The 19,766-nt window shown below is 51.8% G+C and carries 17 protein-coding genes; 16 read left to right on the plus strand and 1 reads right to left on the minus strand.

Annotated features, from left to right (window positions below; translation table 11 throughout):
• Positions 1–156 precede the first annotated feature (156 nt).
• From rimP to LKE88_RS01130, 11 genes are all read left to right on the plus strand, one after another.
• A complete protein-coding gene (gene rimP, locus LKE88_RS01080) occupies positions 157–618 on the plus strand; it encodes a ribosome maturation factor RimP (RefSeq protein ID WP_105325708.1) in 462 nt (153 codons plus the stop codon).
• 23 nt (positions 619–641) lie between these two features.
• Positions 642–1,718 carry a transcription termination factor NusA gene (gene nusA, locus LKE88_RS01085; protein WP_105325707.1) on the plus strand — a complete coding sequence of 359 codons (1,077 nt, stop codon included), beginning with the start codon at positions 642–644 and terminating at the stop codon, positions 1,716–1,718.
• A 2-nt stretch (positions 1,719–1,720) separates the two neighbouring features.
• Positions 1,721–1,993, plus strand: coding sequence for an RNase P modulator RnpM (gene rnpM, locus LKE88_RS01090; protein WP_105325706.1), 273 nt, complete (start codon positions 1,721–1,723; stop codon positions 1,991–1,993).
• The gene (locus LKE88_RS01095; RefSeq protein WP_105325705.1) at positions 1,980–2,273 is read left to right on the plus strand and encodes a L7Ae/L30e/S12e/Gadd45 family ribosomal protein; all 294 of its coding nucleotides are present in this window, start codon (positions 1,980–1,982) and stop codon (positions 2,271–2,273) included. Before rnpM ends, LKE88_RS01095 begins: the two co-directional genes overlap by 14 nt.
• 18 nt (positions 2,274–2,291) lie before the next feature.
• A complete protein-coding gene (infB, locus tag LKE88_RS01100) occupies positions 2,292–4,901 on the plus strand; it encodes a translation initiation factor IF-2 (RefSeq protein ID WP_105325704.1) in 2,610 nt (869 codons plus the stop codon).
• 9 nt (positions 4,902–4,910) lie between these two features.
• The gene (gene rbfA, locus LKE88_RS01105; RefSeq protein ID WP_105325703.1) at positions 4,911–5,270 is read left to right on the plus strand and encodes a 30S ribosome-binding factor RbfA; all 360 of its coding nucleotides are present in this window, start codon (positions 4,911–4,913) and stop codon (positions 5,268–5,270) included.
• Positions 5,263–6,219, plus strand: a complete 957-nt coding sequence (locus LKE88_RS01110; RefSeq protein WP_105325702.1) for a DHH family phosphoesterase — start codon at positions 5,263–5,265, stop codon at positions 6,217–6,219. Before rbfA ends, LKE88_RS01110 begins: the two co-directional genes overlap by 8 nt.
• Entirely contained in the window at positions 6,219–7,106 is an 888-nt protein-coding gene (gene truB, locus LKE88_RS01115; RefSeq protein ID WP_105325701.1) for a tRNA pseudouridine(55) synthase TruB, read from the plus strand. The genes LKE88_RS01110 and truB overlap by 1 nt, the downstream gene beginning before the upstream one ends.
• A gap of 2 nt (positions 7,107–7,108) precedes the next feature.
• Positions 7,109–8,029 (plus strand): bifunctional riboflavin kinase/FAD synthetase, encoded by a 921-nt coding sequence (locus tag LKE88_RS01120; RefSeq protein WP_105325700.1) that lies wholly within the window; start codon positions 7,109–7,111, stop codon positions 8,027–8,029.
• A gap of 189 nt (positions 8,030–8,218) precedes the next feature.
• On the plus strand, positions 8,219–8,485 hold the full coding sequence (gene rpsO, locus LKE88_RS01125) for a 30S ribosomal protein S15 (RefSeq protein WP_105325699.1): 267 nt from the start codon (positions 8,219–8,221) through the stop codon (positions 8,483–8,485).
• A gap of 243 nt (positions 8,486–8,728) precedes the next feature.
• Positions 8,729–9,538: a hypothetical protein gene (locus tag LKE88_RS01130; protein WP_105325698.1), complete on the plus strand. Its 810-nt coding sequence runs from the start codon at positions 8,729–8,731 to the stop codon at positions 9,536–9,538.
• A 700-nt stretch (positions 9,539–10,238) separates the two neighbouring features.
• Here LKE88_RS01130 and LKE88_RS01135 read toward each other — a convergent pair.
• Positions 10,239–10,949, minus strand: coding sequence for a LytR/AlgR family response regulator transcription factor (locus LKE88_RS01135; protein WP_158572303.1), 711 nt, complete (start codon positions 10,947–10,949; stop codon positions 10,239–10,241).
• A gap of 583 nt (positions 10,950–11,532) precedes the next feature.
• Here LKE88_RS01135 and LKE88_RS01140 point away from each other — a divergent pair.
• The 5 genes from LKE88_RS01140 (at position 11,533) to secG (ending at position 19,752) form a co-directional block, all read left to right on the plus strand.
• A complete protein-coding gene (locus tag LKE88_RS01140; RefSeq protein WP_276802450.1) occupies positions 11,533–16,572 on the plus strand; it encodes a hypothetical protein in 5,040 nt (1,679 codons plus the stop codon).
• Between the two features lie 238 nt (positions 16,573–16,810).
• Complete coding sequence (locus tag LKE88_RS01145; protein ID WP_199614484.1) at positions 16,811–17,455, plus strand: GTP pyrophosphokinase; 645 nt, start codon at positions 16,811–16,813, stop codon at positions 17,453–17,455.
• Positions 17,452–18,135: a response regulator transcription factor gene (locus tag LKE88_RS01150; RefSeq protein ID WP_105325695.1), complete on the plus strand. Its 684-nt coding sequence runs from the start codon at positions 17,452–17,454 to the stop codon at positions 18,133–18,135. Before LKE88_RS01145 ends, LKE88_RS01150 begins: the two co-directional genes overlap by 4 nt.
• A 12-nt stretch (positions 18,136–18,147) precedes the next feature.
• Positions 18,148–19,422 (plus strand): sensor histidine kinase, encoded by a 1,275-nt coding sequence (locus LKE88_RS01155; protein WP_105325694.1) that lies wholly within the window; start codon positions 18,148–18,150, stop codon positions 19,420–19,422.
• Between the two features lie 105 nt (positions 19,423–19,527).
• Positions 19,528–19,752, plus strand: coding sequence for a preprotein translocase subunit SecG (gene secG, locus LKE88_RS01160; protein WP_231086256.1), 225 nt, complete (start codon positions 19,528–19,530; stop codon positions 19,750–19,752).
• Positions 19,753–19,766 lie beyond the last annotated feature (14 nt).

A 19,766-nucleotide genomic window follows, 5' to 3' on the forward strand; every position in this document is an offset into this window, starting at 1 on the left:
ATCCGATTTAGGCCAAAGTGTAAAATACTTATCGCCTTGTGTTGATAAAACCGTGTTCCAGTGTTATAATGGTTTAAGAAAACTGAGGCAGACTTTAGAGAGTGGGTATTTATACCCGCTCTTTCGTTTACTAGGAAAGAAGCAGGTGTCTTACGAATGGACAAGAAAAAGATCACAGAGCAGGTTACCGAACTGGTGCTGCCCATTGTGGAAGCAGCCGGTCTGGAACTGGTGGATGTAGAATACGTGCGGGAACGGGATTGGTTCCTGCGGGTCTTCATCGACAAGGAGGGCGGCATCGACATTGATGACTGCTCGGCGGTCAGCAATGCCCTGGCCAAACTTCTTGATGAAAAGGACTTCATCAAGGATCAGTACTATCTGGAGGTTTCTTCCCCCGGCATTGACCGGCCCCTGAAAAAGGATAAGGAACTGGAAGCCCACTATGGCACCAAGGTGGACCTGGCCTTCTACGTACCCTTTAACGGGTCCAAGCAGCTGACCGTTGTCCTGACGGGTCACGATGCAGACAATTTGCAGGTGACGGATGCCAAAAACAAACCTATGACCATCGAACGGAAGCTTGTGGCTTCGGTTCGGCCCCATATTGATTTTTAACGAGTTTAAGGAGGAGTCAAGAAGTGAATGCGGATTTCGTAAAAGCCATTGCAGAACTGGCAAAGGAGAAGGGGATTGCTCCCGATATCCTTTACAGTGCAGTGGAGGAAGCCATGATCAGCGCCTATAAGAAAAATTTTGGTTCTGCGCAAAATGTACGGGTTTCCCTGAACAAGGAAACGGGTGAGATTCATGTGTATGCCCGGAAAAATATCGTAGATGAGGTTACGGATCCGGCAACGGAGCTGGACCTGGAAACGGCTCAGAAAATTGACCACAAGTACCAGGCCGGCGATATTATGGAAGAAGAAGTGACTCCCAAGAATTTTGGCCGGATTGCTGCCCAAAATGCCAAGCAGGTGATTGTGCAGCGGATTCGGGAAGCAGAACGGGGCATGGTCTATGAACGGTATTCCGACCGGGAAAACGACATTGTAACCGGTACCATCCAGCGGATTGAAGGCCACAACGTGTTCGTAAACCTGGGAACGGCAGAAGGTCTGCTGCTGCCCAACGAACAGATTCCTGGGGAAACCTATGATTATCATGATCGTCTGAAATGCTATGTGGTGGAAGTCAAGAAAACCACCAAAGGCCCTCAGATTATTCTGTCCCGGACCCATCCCGGCCTGTTGAAGAGACTGTTCGAACTGGAGGTTTCTGAAATCCAGGATGGTACTGTCATCATCGACAGTGTTGCCCGGGAACCGGGGATGCGTTCCAAAATTGCCGTGCACAGCACCAATCCCAGCGTGGATCCGGTGGGTGCCTGCGTAGGTCCCAAGGGCCTGCGGGTACGCAATATTGTGGACGAGCTCCGGGGCGAAAAGATTGATATTGTAAAATACAGCGAAAATCCGGAAGAATACGTGGCCAATGCCCTGTCTCCTTCCAAGGTGGTGGAAGCCATTGCCGATCCCGCAGAAAAAATCTGCCGGGTTATCGTACCGGATGACAAGCTGAGCCTGGCCATTGGCAAGGAAGGACAGAACGCCCGTCTGGCTGCCAAGCTGACCGGCTGGAAAATCGATATCAAGAGTGAAACCCAAGCTGCCCAACTGCGGGCAGAAAAGAAAGCTGCTGAAGAAGCAGGAGAATGAGCATGAAAATGAAGAAGATTCCGCAGCGGACCTGTATCGGCTGCGGACAGGTGAAAGATAAAAAAGAACTGATCCGGATCGTCCGCTCCCCGGAGGGAGCGGTGAGCCTGGACCGTTCTGGGAAAAAGCCGGGCAGGGGCGCCTATGTGTGCCCTGAGGCTGCCTGCATTACCAAGGCCATCCAGAGCAAAAGTCTGGAAAAGGCTTTGCAGGTGAAAATCAGCCCGGAAATGAAAGATACCTTGTTGGTGGAGCTGTCACATGAAAAGCACTGAGCAGATTTGCTTCGCCTTGGGATTGGCACAGAAGGCTGGGAAACTGGTATCCGGCGATCAGGGCATCTCGGACGGCCTGAAAAAGGGGAAGGTCCGTTATGTGCTGATTGCCGCTGATACCTCCCCCCGTTCCAGGGAAAAACTGGAATTTGGATGCCAAAGCAGCCACGTCCCCTATGGAAATGGGCCGGATATGGCCACCTTGGGGGCTGCAATTGGTAAGTCTCCCCGGGCCGCTGTGGCCATTCTGGACAGCCACTTTTTGAAACTGATGTTATAGCAGCATGGAGGTGTGCGGATGGCAAAATATAGAATATACGAGATTGCTAAAGAACTGAACACGGATAGTAAAAAAGTCATGAACTTCTTATCGGAGCATAAGATTACCGTGAAAAGTCAATTGAGCTCCGTAGAAGAGGATGTACATTCATTGATCATTAATAATTTGAAAGACCACGCTGCCAAAACGGCAGCCCCGAAACCCGCAGAAAAGAGTGCAGCTCCGGTAAAACCGGCTGCTGTAAGACCCGCCCAGAACCCGAGACCGGCCGCTCCCGCCGCTGAAGTCAAGCGGGATGCGTCCACCGTGGACCGGGGAAACCGTCAGGACCACCATAACAACAACCGTCCTGCCGGCTCCCAAAACCGCAGTGACGGAAACCGGGGCGGTTTCCGCAACAATGACCGGAATAACGACCGCTCCCACAGCGATCGTACGGGTGCACCCCGCCAGCATACGGCTGGGGGCAATCGGGATAACCGTCCGGGCCAAAATAATGGCTCCCGTCCCAGCAATGGTTCCCGTTTTAACGACCGTCAGGGCAGCAATGGCCATACTGGCGGCAATAACCGGGGCTTCCAAAAGAACGACCGGGAGGGCGGTTACAACAAGAACGGCAATAACCAGCACCGGAAACCGGGCAATGGTCCCAAGGATCATGCAGCTAAACCGGCAGCTCCGGTGGGAATGAACAGTGCCCATGCCGGCAAGGAAATGGGCAAACGGAATTCCAACTTCCATCAACACGAGAAAAAGGATAAGATTAAGGGTTCGTACGCGACCCGGGAAAACCGGCCTACGCGCAGCGCCGATCATATGATGCATAACCATAAACATAAAAACAACAACAATAATAATGCGCCGAAGAAAGCCGCTGAAGTGGTAAGACCTACCAGTATTGAAGTAGGGGAAAGCATCAGCGTGAAAGAATTTGCCGCCCAATTGGGCCGCGAAGCCAGCGAAATTATCAAGAAGCTGTTTATGCTGGGCAAGATGGTAACCATCAACCAGGAAATCGACCATGAAACGGCTGAACTGGTTGCCCTGGACTACAATTGCGAAGTAAAGGAACCGCCGCCTGAGGCCGATCCTACGGAAGTGCCCGAAGTGGAGGACGATCCGGCTCTGCGGGTACCCAGACCGCCTGTTGTAACGGTTATGGGCCACGTTGACCACGGCAAGACTTCCCTTTTGGATGCCATCCGGAAAACCAACGTAACGGCACGGGAAGCCGGCGGTATTACCCAGCACATCGGTGCTTACCGGGTAATCTGCCAGGGCCGTCCTATTGTCTTCCTGGATACGCCGGGCCACGAAGCCTTTACAGCTATGCGTGCCAGAGGCGCCCAGGTAACGGATATTGCCGTTCTGGTAGTGGCTGCCGACGATGGTGTGATGCCCCAGACCCTGGAAGCCATCAACCACGCCAAAGCTGCCAAGGTGCCCATTATTGTGGCCATCAACAAAATCGATAAAGAAGGGGCTAACCCGGAATTCGTTATGCAGCAGCTGTCCGAGCACGGGCTGATTCCTGAAGCCTGGGGCGGCGACACCATTATGGTTCCCGTTTCTGCCCGTCAGAAGACCGGTATTTCCGATATTCTGGAAATGATTCTGCTGGTAGCTGATATGCTGGAACTGAAGGCCAACCCCAAACTGCCGGCTCACGGTACTGTGATCGAAGCCAAACTGGATAAGGGCAGAGGCCCTGTAGCCACTGTGCTGATTGACCGGGGCACCCTGCATATTGGGGACTGCATCCTGGCCGGCACTACCTACGGCAAGGTCCGGGCCATGGTCAACGACCGGGGCGAAAAGGTAAAGAAAGCACTGCCTTCCACCCCTGTAGAAGTACTGGGCCTTAATGATGTGCCTGCCGCCGGTGATATCATGGATGCCACTGATGAGCATACTGCCAGAAGCGTTGCAGAAAAACGTCTGGCCAAAATGAAGATGGAAGAACAAAAGCAGGCCAAAGTATCCCTGGACGATATCTTCAACCGGATTCAGGAAGGGGAACTGAAGGAACTGAACATTGTAGTCAAGGCAGACGTACAGGGCACCATCCAGGCTTTGGAACACGCCCTGGGCAACATCAAGAACAGCGAAGTGAAGGTGGTTGTGGTGCACTCCGGCGTGGGTGCCATCAACGAATCCGACGTTATGCTGGCTTCTGCTGCCAACGCCCTGATTATCGGCTTCAACGTCCGTCCGGATGCCAACGCCCGGAAGGCCGCCGATACCGAAAAGGTGGATATCCGCACCTACCGCGTCATCTACGATGCCGTCAACGATGTGGAAGCTGCCATCAAGGGTATGCTGGCACCGAAATTCAAAGAAAAGATTATCGGCCATGTGGAAATCCGTCAGGTAATCCCCATCAACAAGGTTCTGATTGCCGGTGCCTATGTAAAGGACGGCAAGATTACCCGCAGTTCCAAGGTTCGCCTGGTTCGGGATGGCATTGTCATCCACGAAGGGGAACTGGACTCCCTGCGCCGGTTCAAAGATGATGTGAAAGAAGTGGCAGCCAACTTCGAATGCGGGCTGACTCTGGCCGACTACCGGGATATCAAAGTAGGCGATCAGCTGGAAGTTTACGTAATGGAAGAAGTTGCCCCTGAATAAGGAGAAACTATGACCAAACTGCGTGCAGAAAAATTGCAGGCTTTGATTCAGCATGAACTAAGCAATATGCTGATTCATGATGTAAAAGATCCCCGAGTGAAGTTTGTGACCATCACCGGGGTGGAAGTAAGCAACGATTTAAGCTATGCCAAGGTGTATGTGAGCCTGTACGGCAGCCAGGAACAGCAGGAGCAGGCCTGGACGGGCCTGCAGCGTGCTGTGGGCTTTTTCCGCAGTGAAATTGCCAAACGCATTGACCTTAGGGTGGCACCCCAGATCAGCTTCCATAAGGACACGTCCATGGAATACAGTGCCCATATTGAATCCCTGATTCGGGACCTGAAAAAGGAAGAAGGCAAGCATGAGTAAAGAAGTGGATTATCGCGGTGCCTGGCAGCTGATGATGGGGGCGAATACCCTGGCATTGGTCAGTCATGTGGGCCCTGACGGTGATACGCTGGGGTCGGCACTGGGGCTCTGTCACGCTCTCCGGGAAGCCGGCAAAAAGGTGATTCTTCTGGTGGACGACCAGCTGCCCCGGCTGTACCATTTCCTGCCGGGCCTAACGGACTATCAGCACCCGAAGGCGGAGGAAAAGCTTGCCTGTGACCTGACGGTAGTGGTGGATGCCAGCTCCAAGGACAGAATGGGTGCTGCAGAGCAGTGCCTTTCCGCACCTATCTTGAATATTGACCATCATATTTCCAATACCCATTATGCAGATACCCTGCTCCTGGATACCCAGGCCGCAGCCACCGGGGAAATCATGTACCGGATGCTCCAGGCCAATCAGGTACCCATTTCGGAAAAGACGGCAGTGTGCCTGTATACGGCCATTGTTACCGACTGCGGGTATTTCAAATATGCCAATACCACTCCCAGCTGTATGCGTGCAGCAGCGGACCTGGTGGAAATCGGCGTGGACCCCAACGAGATTTCTGACCTTTTGGAAATGAAATCCCGGGAGTCCGTGGAACTGTTGGGCAAGGTACTGCCCGGCATGACCTTCTACGCCGATAACCGGATTGCCACCCTGGAAGTGCCCCACGAGCTGTACAACAAGAACGTTTCCACGGAAAGCTTCATCTACTATCCCCGTTACATTGATGGGGTAGAGGTGGCCGTGATGTTTAAGGCTGTGGAAAAGAATCAGGTACGGGTCAGCATGCGCTCCAAGCATGTGGACGTCAGCAAGGTAGCCCTGCTGTTTAACGGCGGCGGCCATGCTAAAGCCGCAGGCTGCACCGTGGGTGCCAGCCTGGAAGACGCCAAAAAGCAGGTGGTGGAAGCGCTGGAAAAGGCGCTGGAGGAATTGTAATGGATGGGATTTTCAACGTACTCAAACCCCCGGGGATGACCAGCCACGATGTGGTGGGCGCGATGCGGAAAATCCTCAACATGAAGAAAATTGGCCATGGGGGAACCCTGGATCCCTCGGCGGCTGGGGTGCTGCCGGTATTTACTGGCCAGGCTACCCGGTTTTTGGAATACGCCAGCCATGAGGAAAAGACCTATCGGGCCGAAATGACCTTCGGGTTTCAGACGGATACGGGGGATACGGAAGGCAAAATCATTGCCGAAAGTCCTGTACTGCGCCTAACGGAAGAAGAAATCGACCGGGCCCTGGAATCCTTTTTGGGGGACGGCTTTCAGATTCCGCCCATGTATTCGGCCATTAGTGTAAAAGGGACCAAGCTGTACAAGCTGGCCCGGCAGGGCATCGAAATCAAACGGGAGCCCCGGCCCATTACCATCCGGCAGCTGCGTCGGGTGGCCTACACCGGCCGGACCCTGGTGTTTGACGTGACTTGCTCCAAGGGAACCTTTATCCGGACCTTGACGGAAGACCTGGCGGATAAGCTGGGGATGAAGGGAACCATGAGTTTCCTCCTCCGCCGGCAGGCCGGGGTATTTACCCTGGAAGACGCCCATACCCTGGAAGAAATTGCAGAAGCTCCGGCTCGGTACTGCCTGGATGTGGACTGCGTGCTGGCTCAGTTTCCCCGGGTAGAGGTCAACGCCCTGCAAGGGCGGCGGATTGCCCAGGGAGTGGCTACTACGGTGCCCCATGCAAAACCCTACGAAGGGCAGCTGGTACAGGTGTTTACCGGGGAGGGCCTTTTGGTGGGCCTGGCCAAGGTCAAGGACCAAAGGCTGTACGCCCATAAAATTATCCGCATTCCGGAAGTACAGGACAGGGAATAGTTATGAAGCTGATTGAGAATCTTAGCGAACTGAAAAAAATGACGCCGGTTCCTTCGGCAGCGGCCCTGGGCACCTTTGACGGGGTCCATTTGGGCCACCAGGAAGTCATAGCGGCCACCGGCCGTTATGCCAAGGCCTATGGGCTAAAGCTGATGGTTTTTACCTTCAGTACCCATCCCATGGCCAGCCTGATGCCGGAATTGGAACCCCAGCGGCTTTTGGACAACCGTTCGAAAATCCAGATTATGCAGAGCCTGGGTGTGGATATCCTGGTAAACCTGCCTTTTACCCCTGAGCTGGCCCAAATCAGCGCAGAAGACTTTTTGCAGCTGCTGACGGCCGCCGGGGTCAAGGCCGTGGGCATTGGGGACAATTTCAGCTTTGGGGCCGGCGGCAAGGGTAATGCCCAATACCTGCGGGCTCAGCACGAAAAGTATGGGCTTACCGTGCTTGCCCGGCCGCTCCTGACCCTGGACGGGCAGATTGTCAGCAGCACCAATATCCGCCGGGCCATTAACCGGGGCGACCTGGACCTGGCCAATAAGATGCTGGGACGGCCCTACGAAATCCGGGGCAAGGTTATCCACGGTGAGGGCAGGGGGCGGCTGCTGGGCTATCCTACGGCCAACGTCCAGCTCCTGGGCCGGAACATCGCCATGCCTAAGAGCGGCGTGTACGCCGGGCAGGTAGTGGTGGAAAAGAACCTCTACGGCTCCATGATCAATGTGGGGGATAATCCCACCTTTACCGATGCAGATTTCCGGCTGGAAGCCTACCTGTTTGCCTTTTCCGGCGATTTGTATGGGCAGGAAATCCGGGTACGGCTGCTGCATCGGATTCGGGAAGAACTTAAATTTGACTCCCTGGAAGCGCTGCTCAAGCAAATCCAGGAAGATGAAAAAACAGTCCGGAACTTCCTCTAAGGAACCGGGCTGTTTTGTTTTTACAAGAAAAATCTTGGCAAATGACCGGATTTGCCTGGTCATTTGGACCAATCTATGATATACTTTCTCAGTGCCTAAAGGGCCAAGAAACTAAACCTTAGCGTTGCTGTGCGACACTCCGACGCCGGCTACAGCTATGGCTTTTCCATGACTAAGGAGGAAAAAACTATGTTAACACCTGCAAGAAAGAAAGAACTGATCGAAACCTACCGCATCAACGAAGCTGATACCGGATCTCCGGAAGTTCAGATTGCCATCCTGACTGAACGGATCACCTATTTGACTGAACATCTGAAGGCCAACAAGAAGGACCATCATTCTCGCCGTGGTCTGCTGAAAATGGTTGGTCAACGTCGTGGCCTGCTGAACTACCTGATGAAGAAAAACATCGAAAGATACAGAAGCATCGTTGAAAGACTGGGCCTGCGTAAATAATCGCAGCTCTGGACTGGCAATACGCTTAGGCAAAGGGATTTTCCGCTTTTGGCGGGAAATCCCTTTTTCGATTATGGGCAAGAATGCGTTTGGGGGCTGCCGGGCCCGCAAGACCGCAAGAGTTTCTTCAGCTTCAGCGGCTTGCAGGACTTTTCTGTTTTCCCATGCTTTAATTGTCCTTTGCTTTATTTTTTATTAGAATTCAGATATGAACAAGTCTGAATTTCCAGCGGAGGTAGGAGAATGGATAAAGAGAAAGCGTATTTCGTCCTGGTTTCGGAGAAGCCTTCCGTGCACGGGAAACCCGGAGCTATTGTGGAACAGACCTTAAAGCTGGCGGCTAGCGGCCTTGCCAGTCTTGTCACCCGCACGGCCCGGCAGAGAAAAACAGGAAGAAGTTATCATGAAGCAAAGCTGGCGAACATTGGGGAAGAGAAGGCAGAGCTGCTTCTTTCTCTCACAGACCGGGTAAAACAGAAAAAAGAAAGGATTGCGGGAACTGGTTCCTATAGGCTGATACGGTATGAGGAGGCCGCGGGAGCTGCGGTTGTTGTTGGGCAGCAGACGGGCGTTTATGTGGATTTCCCCGGCACTGGGAAAGTGGATTTGACGGAAATGTACCAGCGGGTTCTTCCCTTTGACGATATCTGGGCTTTTGGCAGGTGCCAACAGCTTCCTAAGCGGAACGGGAAGAAACGGATGCACCAATTTGCGGCAAAGTGGGTCAAGTTGCTCCTTCAGAGGGAAAAGGACCCGGAAAAATTTTGGCTTCAGTTTGACAAACTGGGCGATGCCTGCTCGAAGCTTGGCTTCCGTATGGACTCGGGGACTGGATTTGTCAAACGCTATCCAGAATGTGCAGCCATGAGAAGTGAGGCTTTTGCGAAAGTGCTTCCCACGGTCATTGATATCGAACTCCTGGGGTCCGCCATCTATTCCCTGTGGCGGTATAAAACCCATTGGGAGTCCTTTGATGGCAGCGTTTCTTGGTCAGAAAACAGTCAACAGTGTTTTCTCCTGCTTTTTCAGCGTTTGGAAGAACTGACGAAATAGGCAGGGAAACAGACCTGAAGTGGCTGCACAGCGTCTTGCACTGGGCGCTGCTGTTCAATGTATTTTGGAGGAATATTGGCGCAGCAAAAAGGGGGTGTGAAATAATGAAACTTCTATCGTCGCCTTCGGCGACACTTCCTACACGCTTTACGGTCGCATCCAAATGTCAATGCAGTTCCCCGAGGACATTTGGTATTATGCGACCTATGTGATAGCCGTCCGTGAGCCGAACCCGCAGGGTGAAGGGGAACGGAACACGGCGAACCACTCAGGAAGCATTCTATGCCGATACTGGTCAAGTTCTAGAGGGTAATAGAAGTAGAAATTTATCTACATGCCATAGATTCCTTTCCTATACCCGTTTTGCACATGACTCGCATAGGCCTAAGACCAGCCCCTGAGCGGTTCGCTGCTAGCTGCGCAGCTGCGTCCTCCGGACTTGCTTTGCAGGCAGCTATCGCATGGGCCTTATTGACCAAACATCCATAGGAAAACTTGTGGATGTTTGGATGCGGCCGCAAAGCGTTGTAGGGGCTGGCAGTCCGTAGGACTGACTGAGGAAGTTTATTAGATACTGTTATAAAAAACAGAAAACGGCTTGCGAACTTTTTTGAGTTCGCAAGCCGTTTTTTTCGGGGATAAGTATTATTTCACACCACCTTTTCATTGCAGGGACAGCACAAGCTGGTCCCTATTCTCATTAGGGGCGGAGCAGGGCTTCAATTTTGTCAGCGATTTCTTTATAACGGTTTTTGGAGATATCCAATTCCACCTTGTTTTTCAAAACGGCCTTATACCGCTTAAAAGTTTCAATCTGATGCACGTTGACCAGGAAGCTCTTATGGATTCTGACAAACTGGTGCCGGCACAGCCAGCGCTCCATGGATTTCATGGTTGCGCTTTTAGGGTAGGACTTTTTTCTGGTATGCACCAGAACCTGGGGGCCCTTAGCCTCTACATATAAAATTTTATCAATGCCCAAATCAAAGCGGCTTTCTTCACAGACCATGGGAAACCGGTAGTGCTGGTCATACAGAGTATTTCGCATCAGGTTGTCCATCAGCTTATACAGAACCTCTGGAATAACGGGTTTGGGCAGAAAATATTGCTGATTGGGCAGGGTTTTCTTGCCAGAGAAACAATTTTTGTCTTTGGATGTAAACATAATGGGGACAGTTTTGTCCAGCTCACGTAAAACGCGGCCGGCTTCCAGGTTATCGCGAAAGACATTTGCCGGATCCAGGATGATCAGTTCGTAACGTGTATTGCTTGTACACTTGACTAGGAGAGACCGCAAATCGGCAAACACAGAAATTTCTGGAATGTCGAAAGGGCTGGGCATGGCCTGGATACAGGCGATAATGTTTTCAGTACTGAGAGAATCTTCGTCGCAAATAGCTATGCGAAACATAGGATGTGCCTCCAATCTGGATAATTTCGTATACAAAATACAATGTATACGGTTGATGAACATCGATAGTATAGCATATCAACGGTAAATAATGCAACTAAAAAATAGATTATTTTGAATTGCAAAAATAAACATAATTATTTACTGCTAAAAGTGGAACCAAACTTGGGATAATTATTGATAAGAATCGTAAAAAACATAACATAAACGTATTTAAAATACTACAAGAACAAGAATATGTTACAAACTATTCACGGTGAATTGGCACTGTTGCTGAATGAAAAACAGCTTTCAAATAAACTTGTTTTCTTCTGAAATAACGTTTGTATCCATTTATACAGTTGGCTGCGGCTAATAGTTGTGAAACTATTTTTATAAACGATTTCTTAGACTTTATAAACAAACAACGCTATAATATATTCGTAGAGATGTTTGAATAATAATAACATAAAACTTAATGTACTTAAAGGCCTTTGCCTGTTTGACGAAAGGGGGAAGCTGGCGGCTGCGGGAGGCGCTGGCACAAGTTATGGGGAAACACAAGCATCAGAAGGAAACCAGGAATGGACAACAGAAGCAATTATTGACAGTATTGGTGCTCACCAGCATTTTGGGACTGGGGGCGTATGTCCCCAGGGCTCAGGCGGAACCAATCACCATTAGCGGGGAAGATGTGAAGGCTGAGGAAGGGAACGAGTATGGGAGCGGCTTGAACACGGAAGAATCTATCAATTTATCAAATGGAGCCATTGGCAACAAGGATACCGGAACCGCTTCCGGTAACACCTTGCAGGTTACAGGAGGGACGGTAACGTCAGAAAATCCCGGTTCCAATATTTTTGGGGGCGTGATCATTCATGAGGACAATACTACAACCTCCACAGAAGATCAGGTAAATGGCAACACGGTGACCCTTGGCAGCACCACCCTGGGTTCTGGTGCCACAGAGTACGATGGGGTATCCATTTTTGGCGGCTATTTATATGACTATACAAAAGAGTATTTGGGCTCGGAGGAAGAGAATGAGAACCATTTAGTATCCACTGAGCAGTTTGACGTGTCCGGCAATACAGTGACGCTGGAAAAGGTCACTGTGCATGACGGAACTCCTGTTGCTGTGTATGGCGGAGCTGCCAATGTAAAGGGATATAGTGATTATTATGGCGTTTATCGTGATGAGGCAGGCAATTATACCGACTGGTCATATCTGTCTCCTCTAGATGTGACGGCCACAGCTGATGCCAGCAATAACCGCGTATACATTGGCACCAGTGCAGAGGCAGAGGCCAGCGGTACGCAGCCAGACTCCGAAAATCAGGGAACCTACACCGCGGTGATAGGGGGCTACTCCGGCAAAGGCACTACCTCGAACAACCAGGTGGTGGTCCGGAACAGCACGCTTACCCTGCTGGCTGCCGGCGGCTACACGGCAAAATTGGATGCCAATGAAAACCAGGTGACGCTGTCCGATATTACGGTGAGTGCCAAGACTGCAGACTACTATGATGACGAACTGGATCTGGTGGGCGGTTTCAGCCTGCATAATGGAGCTTGCTATAATACGTTGACCTTGACCCGGGTCAACGAAATAGAAAGTGACAGACATGTTGATGTGGCAGGGGGTTTGACAGGAGGAACGCTTTCCACCCAGGAAGAGGGGGATGCTTCCTATAATACGGTCTATATCACTGACAGCAGACTTGCCACGGCAGCAGGCGGCATTGCTGGCGATATGGAGGATGGACTGCTGGATTATTCACGTACCAGCTCCTTCCATATTTTTGACTTCCAACACAGTTTCCTTCCAGCCAGTGCCATTGGCAACAAGGTGTATATTAGAGAAACCTCATCCGGTGCTACCACTATCAGCGGAGGGGTTTACGGAGGCGCAGCCCACAAATATGCCAGCCAGAACGAAGTGCAGTTCCTCAGCGGGTATGCAGCTAAGGTGGGCGGTGGTTACGCTTATTATGACGCAAACGATAATACGGTTACCCTGGGAAAGGAAGATTATTCCACCCAGCCTGTCCTGGGCAATTCCCTACTGGGAGGCTTTTCTGAATATGGCAGTGCCGTGGGAAATAAGGTGACCGCTTATGGCGCGACCTTGGGAAACGAGGCAAGTCAGGATACATATGTTGATTTACTGGGCCTAAATGTATATGACCTTCCTGTAGGTGTATTGGCTGGGGGCTATAATCATCGCCATGTGTCGGAATCTGGTTTGGCAAGCGCTGCAGATTCCAATGAAGTGCAGATTTACCAAAGCACCATCAAGAACGGGATTACGGATATCTATGGCGGTTTGGGTACTACCAGTGCCAAGGACAACAAGGTAACTCTGGACAATACGGCAGTGACCCTGGGAAATTCCAGCATGTTTGGAGAGGCTGAAACTGGATCAGGGGGCTGGATCCTTGGCAGGGTAGCAAATGAAGGACCGGCCTCTGGAAACCAGGTGAGTATCAGCGGCCAGAAGACGGAGCTGCAAAATGCAGCGGCAATTGGCGGTGGACTTGCTTGGGCCTCGGGCGATGATTCAAACGATGCGGGCTGTGCAGACCAGAACCAGGTTTCCATTACGGGTGCCAAAGTAAGCTATACGACACAGGATTCGAATGAGGACGGAACTACGATTTTTGGCGGATTAGGGTTAGTCAGTGCTTCAAACAATTCTCTAGAATTGAATCAGGCAGCTGCTGACGGTGCTTATATGATTTGTGGTGGGTTAAGTGAAAAGGGAACGGTTGCAGCTAATGCTGTGAAACTAAATCAGAGTACGGTTTCAGGTCTTCGTTATTTATGGGGTGGTTATTCTCCCTATGGCCGTGTTTCTGAGAATAAGGTAACTTTTACTGCTTCTACCATTTCTGGCAATGCCTCGTATATCGTTGGTGCATATGGCGTAGCTCCGTATAAAAATACAATGTCTATTGAAGACACCAAAATAGATAATCTGGCCGAAGTGCGTGGAGTTTATGGTACGGTTTATGAGGGAGACGATGATGCAGTTTATACAACTCTTACCCGTGAGAACCAGCTGAAGATTACCGGAAATAGTGAAATCACTTTTCTCCCAGTAAGCGGCACCAGTCTAATAGGGGCCGACGCAACGGGACTTGCCCAGGGCAACAGCCTTACGGTGGAAAATAGCAAGGTGTATAACCTGAGCGTATTGGAAGGGGTAAAAGCTGAGCAGAATGCTTCCGAGAACCAGCTGCAGTTGACGAATGCGGAAGTAAGTGGGTTAAGCTGCCTGATTGGCGTGCAGGCTATGGGCGAGGATACGGTAAGTGGGAAAGCAGTTGGTAATACTGCAGCTATTACAGGTGGTTCCCTTAGCTTCACCGATGGGGTCCTGGACTCTGATGGTGGTTATCCAAGCAAACCTACGCTGGCAGCAGCCTATGCAGGTGCTTCAGCCTATAAAAACAGCCTTGCACTTACGAATGTCAAGGTAAACGGAGCCCAGGAAATCTATGCAGGGGCTGGTGCCAACCAAGCTCTAGAGAATATCCTGAAGCTTCAGGATGCCACGATTTCCGGGGCTTCGGTTATCGCAGGCGGGAAATCCAACGGTACAACCTATTATCGGACGTACGATACGTTTTATCAGTTAAAACTTCTAAGCAATCCCGGCGCTTATGCCAACCAAGTGGCCATCAGCGGCGGCAACGTCACGGCAGACGCCATTTATGGCGGGTATTTGACCACCATTGCCACGTCAGACGACCTGCTGAAGGATTCCTCTTGTCCGATGTATGACAACCAGGTAACGCTTGGCAGCGGGGTGACTGCAGGAAACGTCTATGGCGCCTATAGCCCGCTGCGCAGTTACGCACAACGCAATACGGTGACCGTTGAGGGCGGCACAATCCAGAAGAATCTGGTGGGCGGTCAAACCACAGGAGGAATTGCTTCTGGCAACATCCTGAATATCAAGGGCGGTACTATTGGTACCACGATTGCTGCGGACGAAGAAGAGAACCCCCTTATGAGCGGGAACCTGATTGCTGCCGGGGTGAACGAGGAGGGCCCGGCTACAGACAACACGGTGAACATTACCGGCGGCCTACTGGGCTCCATGATGAGCCTCTACGGCGGCTATAGCACCACCGAGAGCACCGGCAACACCCTGAATCTTTCCACCAAGGGCAATACAGTTAAGAACCTGGGTTATTTCCAGAACCTGAATTTCTACGTGCCGGCGGATGCCAAGGCCGGGGATACCATGCTGGAAGTGACGGATACTGCGGATGTCCATGGGGCAGCCATTAACGCCGGGGTGGAGGATACCACCCAGCTGAATCCGGGTGAAGTGATCAACCTGATCCACGACGCCAACAACGAAATCAACACCACAGGTACCAGCTACGCCATGATGGACGGTAAGGATATCGTCACCGACGCAGCCTTCCTCCAGCGCAAGGTCTACATTAAGCCCCAGGACGCCAATACCATCGTTCTCTACGTGCCCATCGACAGCCAACCCATCCTGCACCCGGATACGGAGGTTATCGCCGACGGCCAAGCCAATGCTGCCAGCACGGTAGCCAACGGCTCCGACGCAGCCGTCACCGATGGCCTCCAGGCAGCTCTAACCGCCTGGGCCGAAAGCCATGAGGCGGCCCGGCTCCGGGATGATGACCATAACGTTATGGATATGCTGGGCACTCCCTATATTTCTTCCCCTGCCGGCATGAGCCTGAGACAGGGACCCGTTATGGCAGCTGCTTCTCCTCTTGACGCCGCAGATGCCAAGAACGCGAATGTGACCCTTAGTGCAGAAGAAATTGCCCAAAGGAAAGAACGGGAAGTGGAGGCCAAGTTTACCCCCTATGTCATGCTGGGCGGCCACAACCTCCGCTATAACAGCAGTTCCACGGTGGATACCAATGGGTTCAATGGTGAATTGGGCTTCGTAAAGCGGGTTTTTAAGAAAGACTACGCCGACACCATTATGCCTTTCATCGAATACGGTACCGGAAACTATACCAGCTATAAGAACGGCACCCGGGGCGACGGCAGTCAGCGGTATGTAGGCGCTGGTATCCTGCTCCGCAGAGACCAGGTCAACGGCGTCCACTACGAAGGCCTGGTACGGGCCGGCCGCCTAAACGGTGACTATGCTGGACGCATTGCCGGCTACCGTACCACCTATAACTCTGGGGCTGGTTATATTGCTGCCCACGCCGGTCTGGGGCGGATTTACCGTCAGGCTACCAACGACTATAATGTCTACGGCAAATTCTTCTATTCCCATTTGGGCGGTGACAGCGTGACTCTGCACAGCAGTTTGGGCAGCGCTGACTACGATTTGGATGGGGTGGATTCCATCTGGACCCGTTTGGGCTTTAGATGGACCAAACACCTGGACGAAGCTACCACCACCTTCTATGCAGGCCTTGGCTGGGATTACGAATTTGACGGCAAAGCCACGGAACGGTACAGAGACTACACCACCCCCGACGCCAGCATGAAAGGCTCCAGCGAATTCCTGGAGCTCGGCTGGCAGAGCAAAGTGACCAAAGAGAATCCCTGGGGCGCCGACGTACGCGTTACGGGCTGGCACGGGGTAAAGCAGGGCTTCACATATGGAGTAACGATTACAAGACGTATGTAAATGTGAACTAAGGTGAAAAAAGCATTTCTCCAGATCAGACAGGTTCTGGAGAAATGCTTTTTTGTGTGAAATCTGGGGAATGGGTGGGGACCTGAACGTTAGTGTTGAAGAAACCAAACGCCCCTTGACGCTTCCTCTTCCCACACACGGATTTTTCATTTTTCCTTCATGGCAAATATGTTACAATAGTAAAAGAATAGGTTACGGTTTGTACCCCTGAAGGAGGAAACGAAAGGTGATCACAGCAAGTGGAGATGCCTACGGGGACTGGCTTCCTGTCCTGGAAACGGTCCAGACGGACTTGGTCCACCAGATTGAAAAGTATAACCAAGTGGAAAAGCAGCGCAGCGGAGAGATGGCCTATGAGCACCTGATCTACCGGATCAAAAGCGTGGACAGTATGGAAGAAAAATGCCGGCGGAAAGGGCTGCCGGTGAATGCGCATTCTGCCCTGGTGGAGCTTCGGGATGCCATTGGGCTCCGGATTGTGTGCCGCTTTTTGCACGATATCAAGTTAAATATTGACTACATCAAGCAGATTCCTGGCTGCAAGGTGATCCAGGAAAAGGATTATATCCACAATGTAAAACCCAATGGATACCGGTCCTACCATATGATTCTGGAATTGGAGGAGCCGTTCCGGGATGTGGACGGCAACCAGCCTGGGAAGTTTTATGCGGAAATCCAGCTGCGCACCATTGCCATGGATTCCTGGGCCAGCCTGGAACACCAGATGAAATACAAGCATCACATTAAAAATGCAGCCCTGATTGGACAAGAACTGAAGCGCTGCGCGGATGAACTGGCGGCCTGCGACCTGGCCATGCAGACCATCCGGAACCTGCTTCAGGAAGAACCGGAAGGAGAGGAAGAAAACCAGTGAGCAAAATCTTATTGGCAGAAGACGAGAAGGCCATGTCCATGGCGGTCCAGGCCATTTTGACCCATCAGGGTCATGAGGTGGATTTGGCGGCCAACGGACAGGAAGCGGTGGACAAGGCCAGCAAAAATTTATACGATTGCATGGTTTTTGATATTATGATGCCGGTAAAAGATGGCATTACGGCCCTGGAGGAAATCCGGGCCACGGGGGATACCACCCCGGTAATTATGCTGACGGCCAAGGCGGAAGTGGACGACAAGATTCTGGGCCTGGATGCCGGGGCAGATGATTATCTGACGAAACCCTTTGCTATGGGCGAACTGCTGGCCCGGATCCGTTCTTTGACCCGCCGCCAGAGTGAATTCAATCCGGAAAAACTAACTGCTGGGTCCGTGACCCTAAACTGCGGGGAAGGGGAACTGTCCAGCCGCAGTGCGGTCCGGCTGTCACCCAAGGAAACCCAGCTGATGCGGTACCTGATGGTCCATGCGGGAAAGCCCTGTCCCACCCAGCAGCTGCTGGAGCACGTGTGGCAAGAAGAAAAGCAGGAAGATCCGGGGATTGTGTGGATCTACATTTCCTATCTGCGGGAAAAACTGAAGGCCATTGGGGGCAATTTGGAAATTGACGGAAGTCAGGGCGGCTCCTTTACCCTGAAACCCGTGTCCCAGGCCAGCTAAGGAGGTGCTGCAATGAATATGGTGCACCGGCTGCGGCGGAAATTCATTCTCATGGCGCTGATTGCCGTGGTGATTATCCTGACAGGAGCTCTGGGCCTCATCAACGTCATCAGCTATATGAAGATGGAATCAGAAGTGACCACCCTCCTGAACGTCATTGCCCAAAACGGCGGTATGATGCCGGCCCACCAGATTCCGCTGCCTTCGGAAAGCTGGAGCAGCTGGCTCAATGACCCGGAATGGTACAACAATACCCCGGAATTTGCCCACCAGACCCGATATTTCAGCGCCTTTGTGGATGAAACCAACGGCAAGGTCACCCAGCTGAACCTGACCAACATTTCTGCCTTTGACCAGCAGGAAGCCCTGGAAGTCATTGACAAGGTGCTGGAGAACCAACAAAAGCAGGGCGTGTTTAAAAAAGAACGGGCCAGCTATGCCTTTTTGGTTTCCCCCCAGCCTGGCGGGGACTATATGGTAGTAGTGATGGACTGCACCCGGGATGTGGCTGCGGTGGAAGCCTTTATGCGCTACTCGGTGCGCTTTGGGCTTATCTGCGTGCTGCTGTACATCTTGGTGCTGAGCTTTTTGTGCAATTTTGCCATTCAGCCCTTTGTGGAAAATATGGAGAACCAAAAGCGGTTTATCACCAATGCCGGGCATGAGCTAAAAACCCCCATTGCCATTATTTCTGCCAATGCAGAGGCCATGGAACTGCTCAACGGGAAAAGCCAGTGGACGGACAACATCCTGATGCAGGTCAAGCGGCTGACCCGGCTGATCAACGAGCTGATCATGCTGGCCAAAATGGGGGAAAAGAGCCAGTCCAGTTTGACCCTGAAAGATGTGGACGTGTCCGCCCTTTTTACAGATGCAGTGAAGGCCTTTTCGCCCCTGGTGGAAGGGGAAAAGAAAAAGCTGGTGCTGGATATCCCCCCGGATATTCGGGCCCTCTCAGAGGAAAAATATCTCTATGAGGTGTTCACCATTCTCATGGACAACGCGGCCAAGTACTGTGATGATGAGGGGACCATTTGGGCTGTGCTGACCCGAAACGGCAAGCATGGCTTTAAGGCCGCTGTTTCCAACAGTTACAAGGAAGGAGAAGGGGTGGACTACAACCATTTCTTCGAGCGGTTCTACCGGGGAGACGAGTCCCATAATTCCAAGAAGGCCGGCTACGGCATTGGGCTTTCCATGGCAGAAGAAGTGATGAATCTGTTGGGCGGCCAACTGAAGGTGACCTTTGACAAGGGCGTCATTACCTTCACGGTGCAATTCTCCTAACGAGAAGCTTTTTTAGGTAAAGCTTGGGTAAATGTGCCGGGAATGGTTGTCACTGGTGCTCCTTTATGTTACAATAATACAATCTAGAGTGTGGAGGGAATACCTGTGGCTTTAAATATTTTGATGGTACTGGATGTCATCGTCAGCGTTCTTATGATGATTTCTATTTTATTGCAGTCTGGGAAAAGTGCAGGTTTCAGCGGCCTGGGCGGCGGCGAATCCCTGTTTGGCGGCAAACCGACAGACATGGACGAAGCACTGTCCCGTTTTACAGTAGGTCTGGGTTTGGCTTTTGCCATTATCAATGTGGTCATTGCCCGTATCCAGTAATTTACGGCGACTGA

The organism is Acidaminococcus hominis (assembly GCF_022484025.1).
Lineage (GTDB): Bacteria > Bacillota > Negativicutes > Acidaminococcales > Acidaminococcaceae > Acidaminococcus > Acidaminococcus hominis.

Excerpts from the sequence above, each read along its gene's own strand:
- rimP (WP_105325708.1), top strand. The coding sequence starts at position 157 with ATGGACAAGAAAAAGATCACAGAGCAGGTTACCGAACTGGTGCTGCCC.
- rnpM (WP_105325706.1), top strand. The coding sequence starts at position 1,721 with ATGAAAATGAAGAAGATTCCGCAGCGGACCTGTATCGGCTGCGGACAG.
- LKE88_RS01095 (WP_105325705.1), top strand. The coding sequence starts at position 1,980 with ATGAAAAGCACTGAGCAGATTTGCTTCGCCTTGGGATTGGCACAGAAG.
- infB (WP_105325704.1), top strand. The coding sequence starts at position 2,292 with ATGGCAAAATATAGAATATACGAGATTGCTAAAGAACTGAACACGGAT.
- rbfA (WP_105325703.1), top strand. The coding sequence starts at position 4,911 with ATGACCAAACTGCGTGCAGAAAAATTGCAGGCTTTGATTCAGCATGAA.
- LKE88_RS01110 (WP_105325702.1), top strand. The coding sequence starts at position 5,263 with ATGAGTAAAGAAGTGGATTATCGCGGTGCCTGGCAGCTGATGATGGGG.
- truB (WP_105325701.1), top strand. The coding sequence starts at position 6,219 with ATGGATGGGATTTTCAACGTACTCAAACCCCCGGGGATGACCAGCCAC.
- LKE88_RS01120 (WP_105325700.1), top strand. The coding sequence starts at position 7,109 with ATGAAGCTGATTGAGAATCTTAGCGAACTGAAAAAAATGACGCCGGTT.
- rpsO (WP_105325699.1), top strand. The coding sequence starts at position 8,219 with ATGTTAACACCTGCAAGAAAGAAAGAACTGATCGAAACCTACCGCATC.
- LKE88_RS01130 (WP_105325698.1), top strand. The coding sequence starts at position 8,729 with ATGGATAAAGAGAAAGCGTATTTCGTCCTGGTTTCGGAGAAGCCTTCC.
- LKE88_RS01135 (WP_158572303.1), bottom strand. The coding sequence starts at position 10,949 with ATGTTTCGCATAGCTATTTGCGACGAAGATTCTCTCAGTACTGAAAAC.
- LKE88_RS01155 (WP_105325694.1), top strand. The coding sequence starts at position 18,148 with ATGAATATGGTGCACCGGCTGCGGCGGAAATTCATTCTCATGGCGCTG.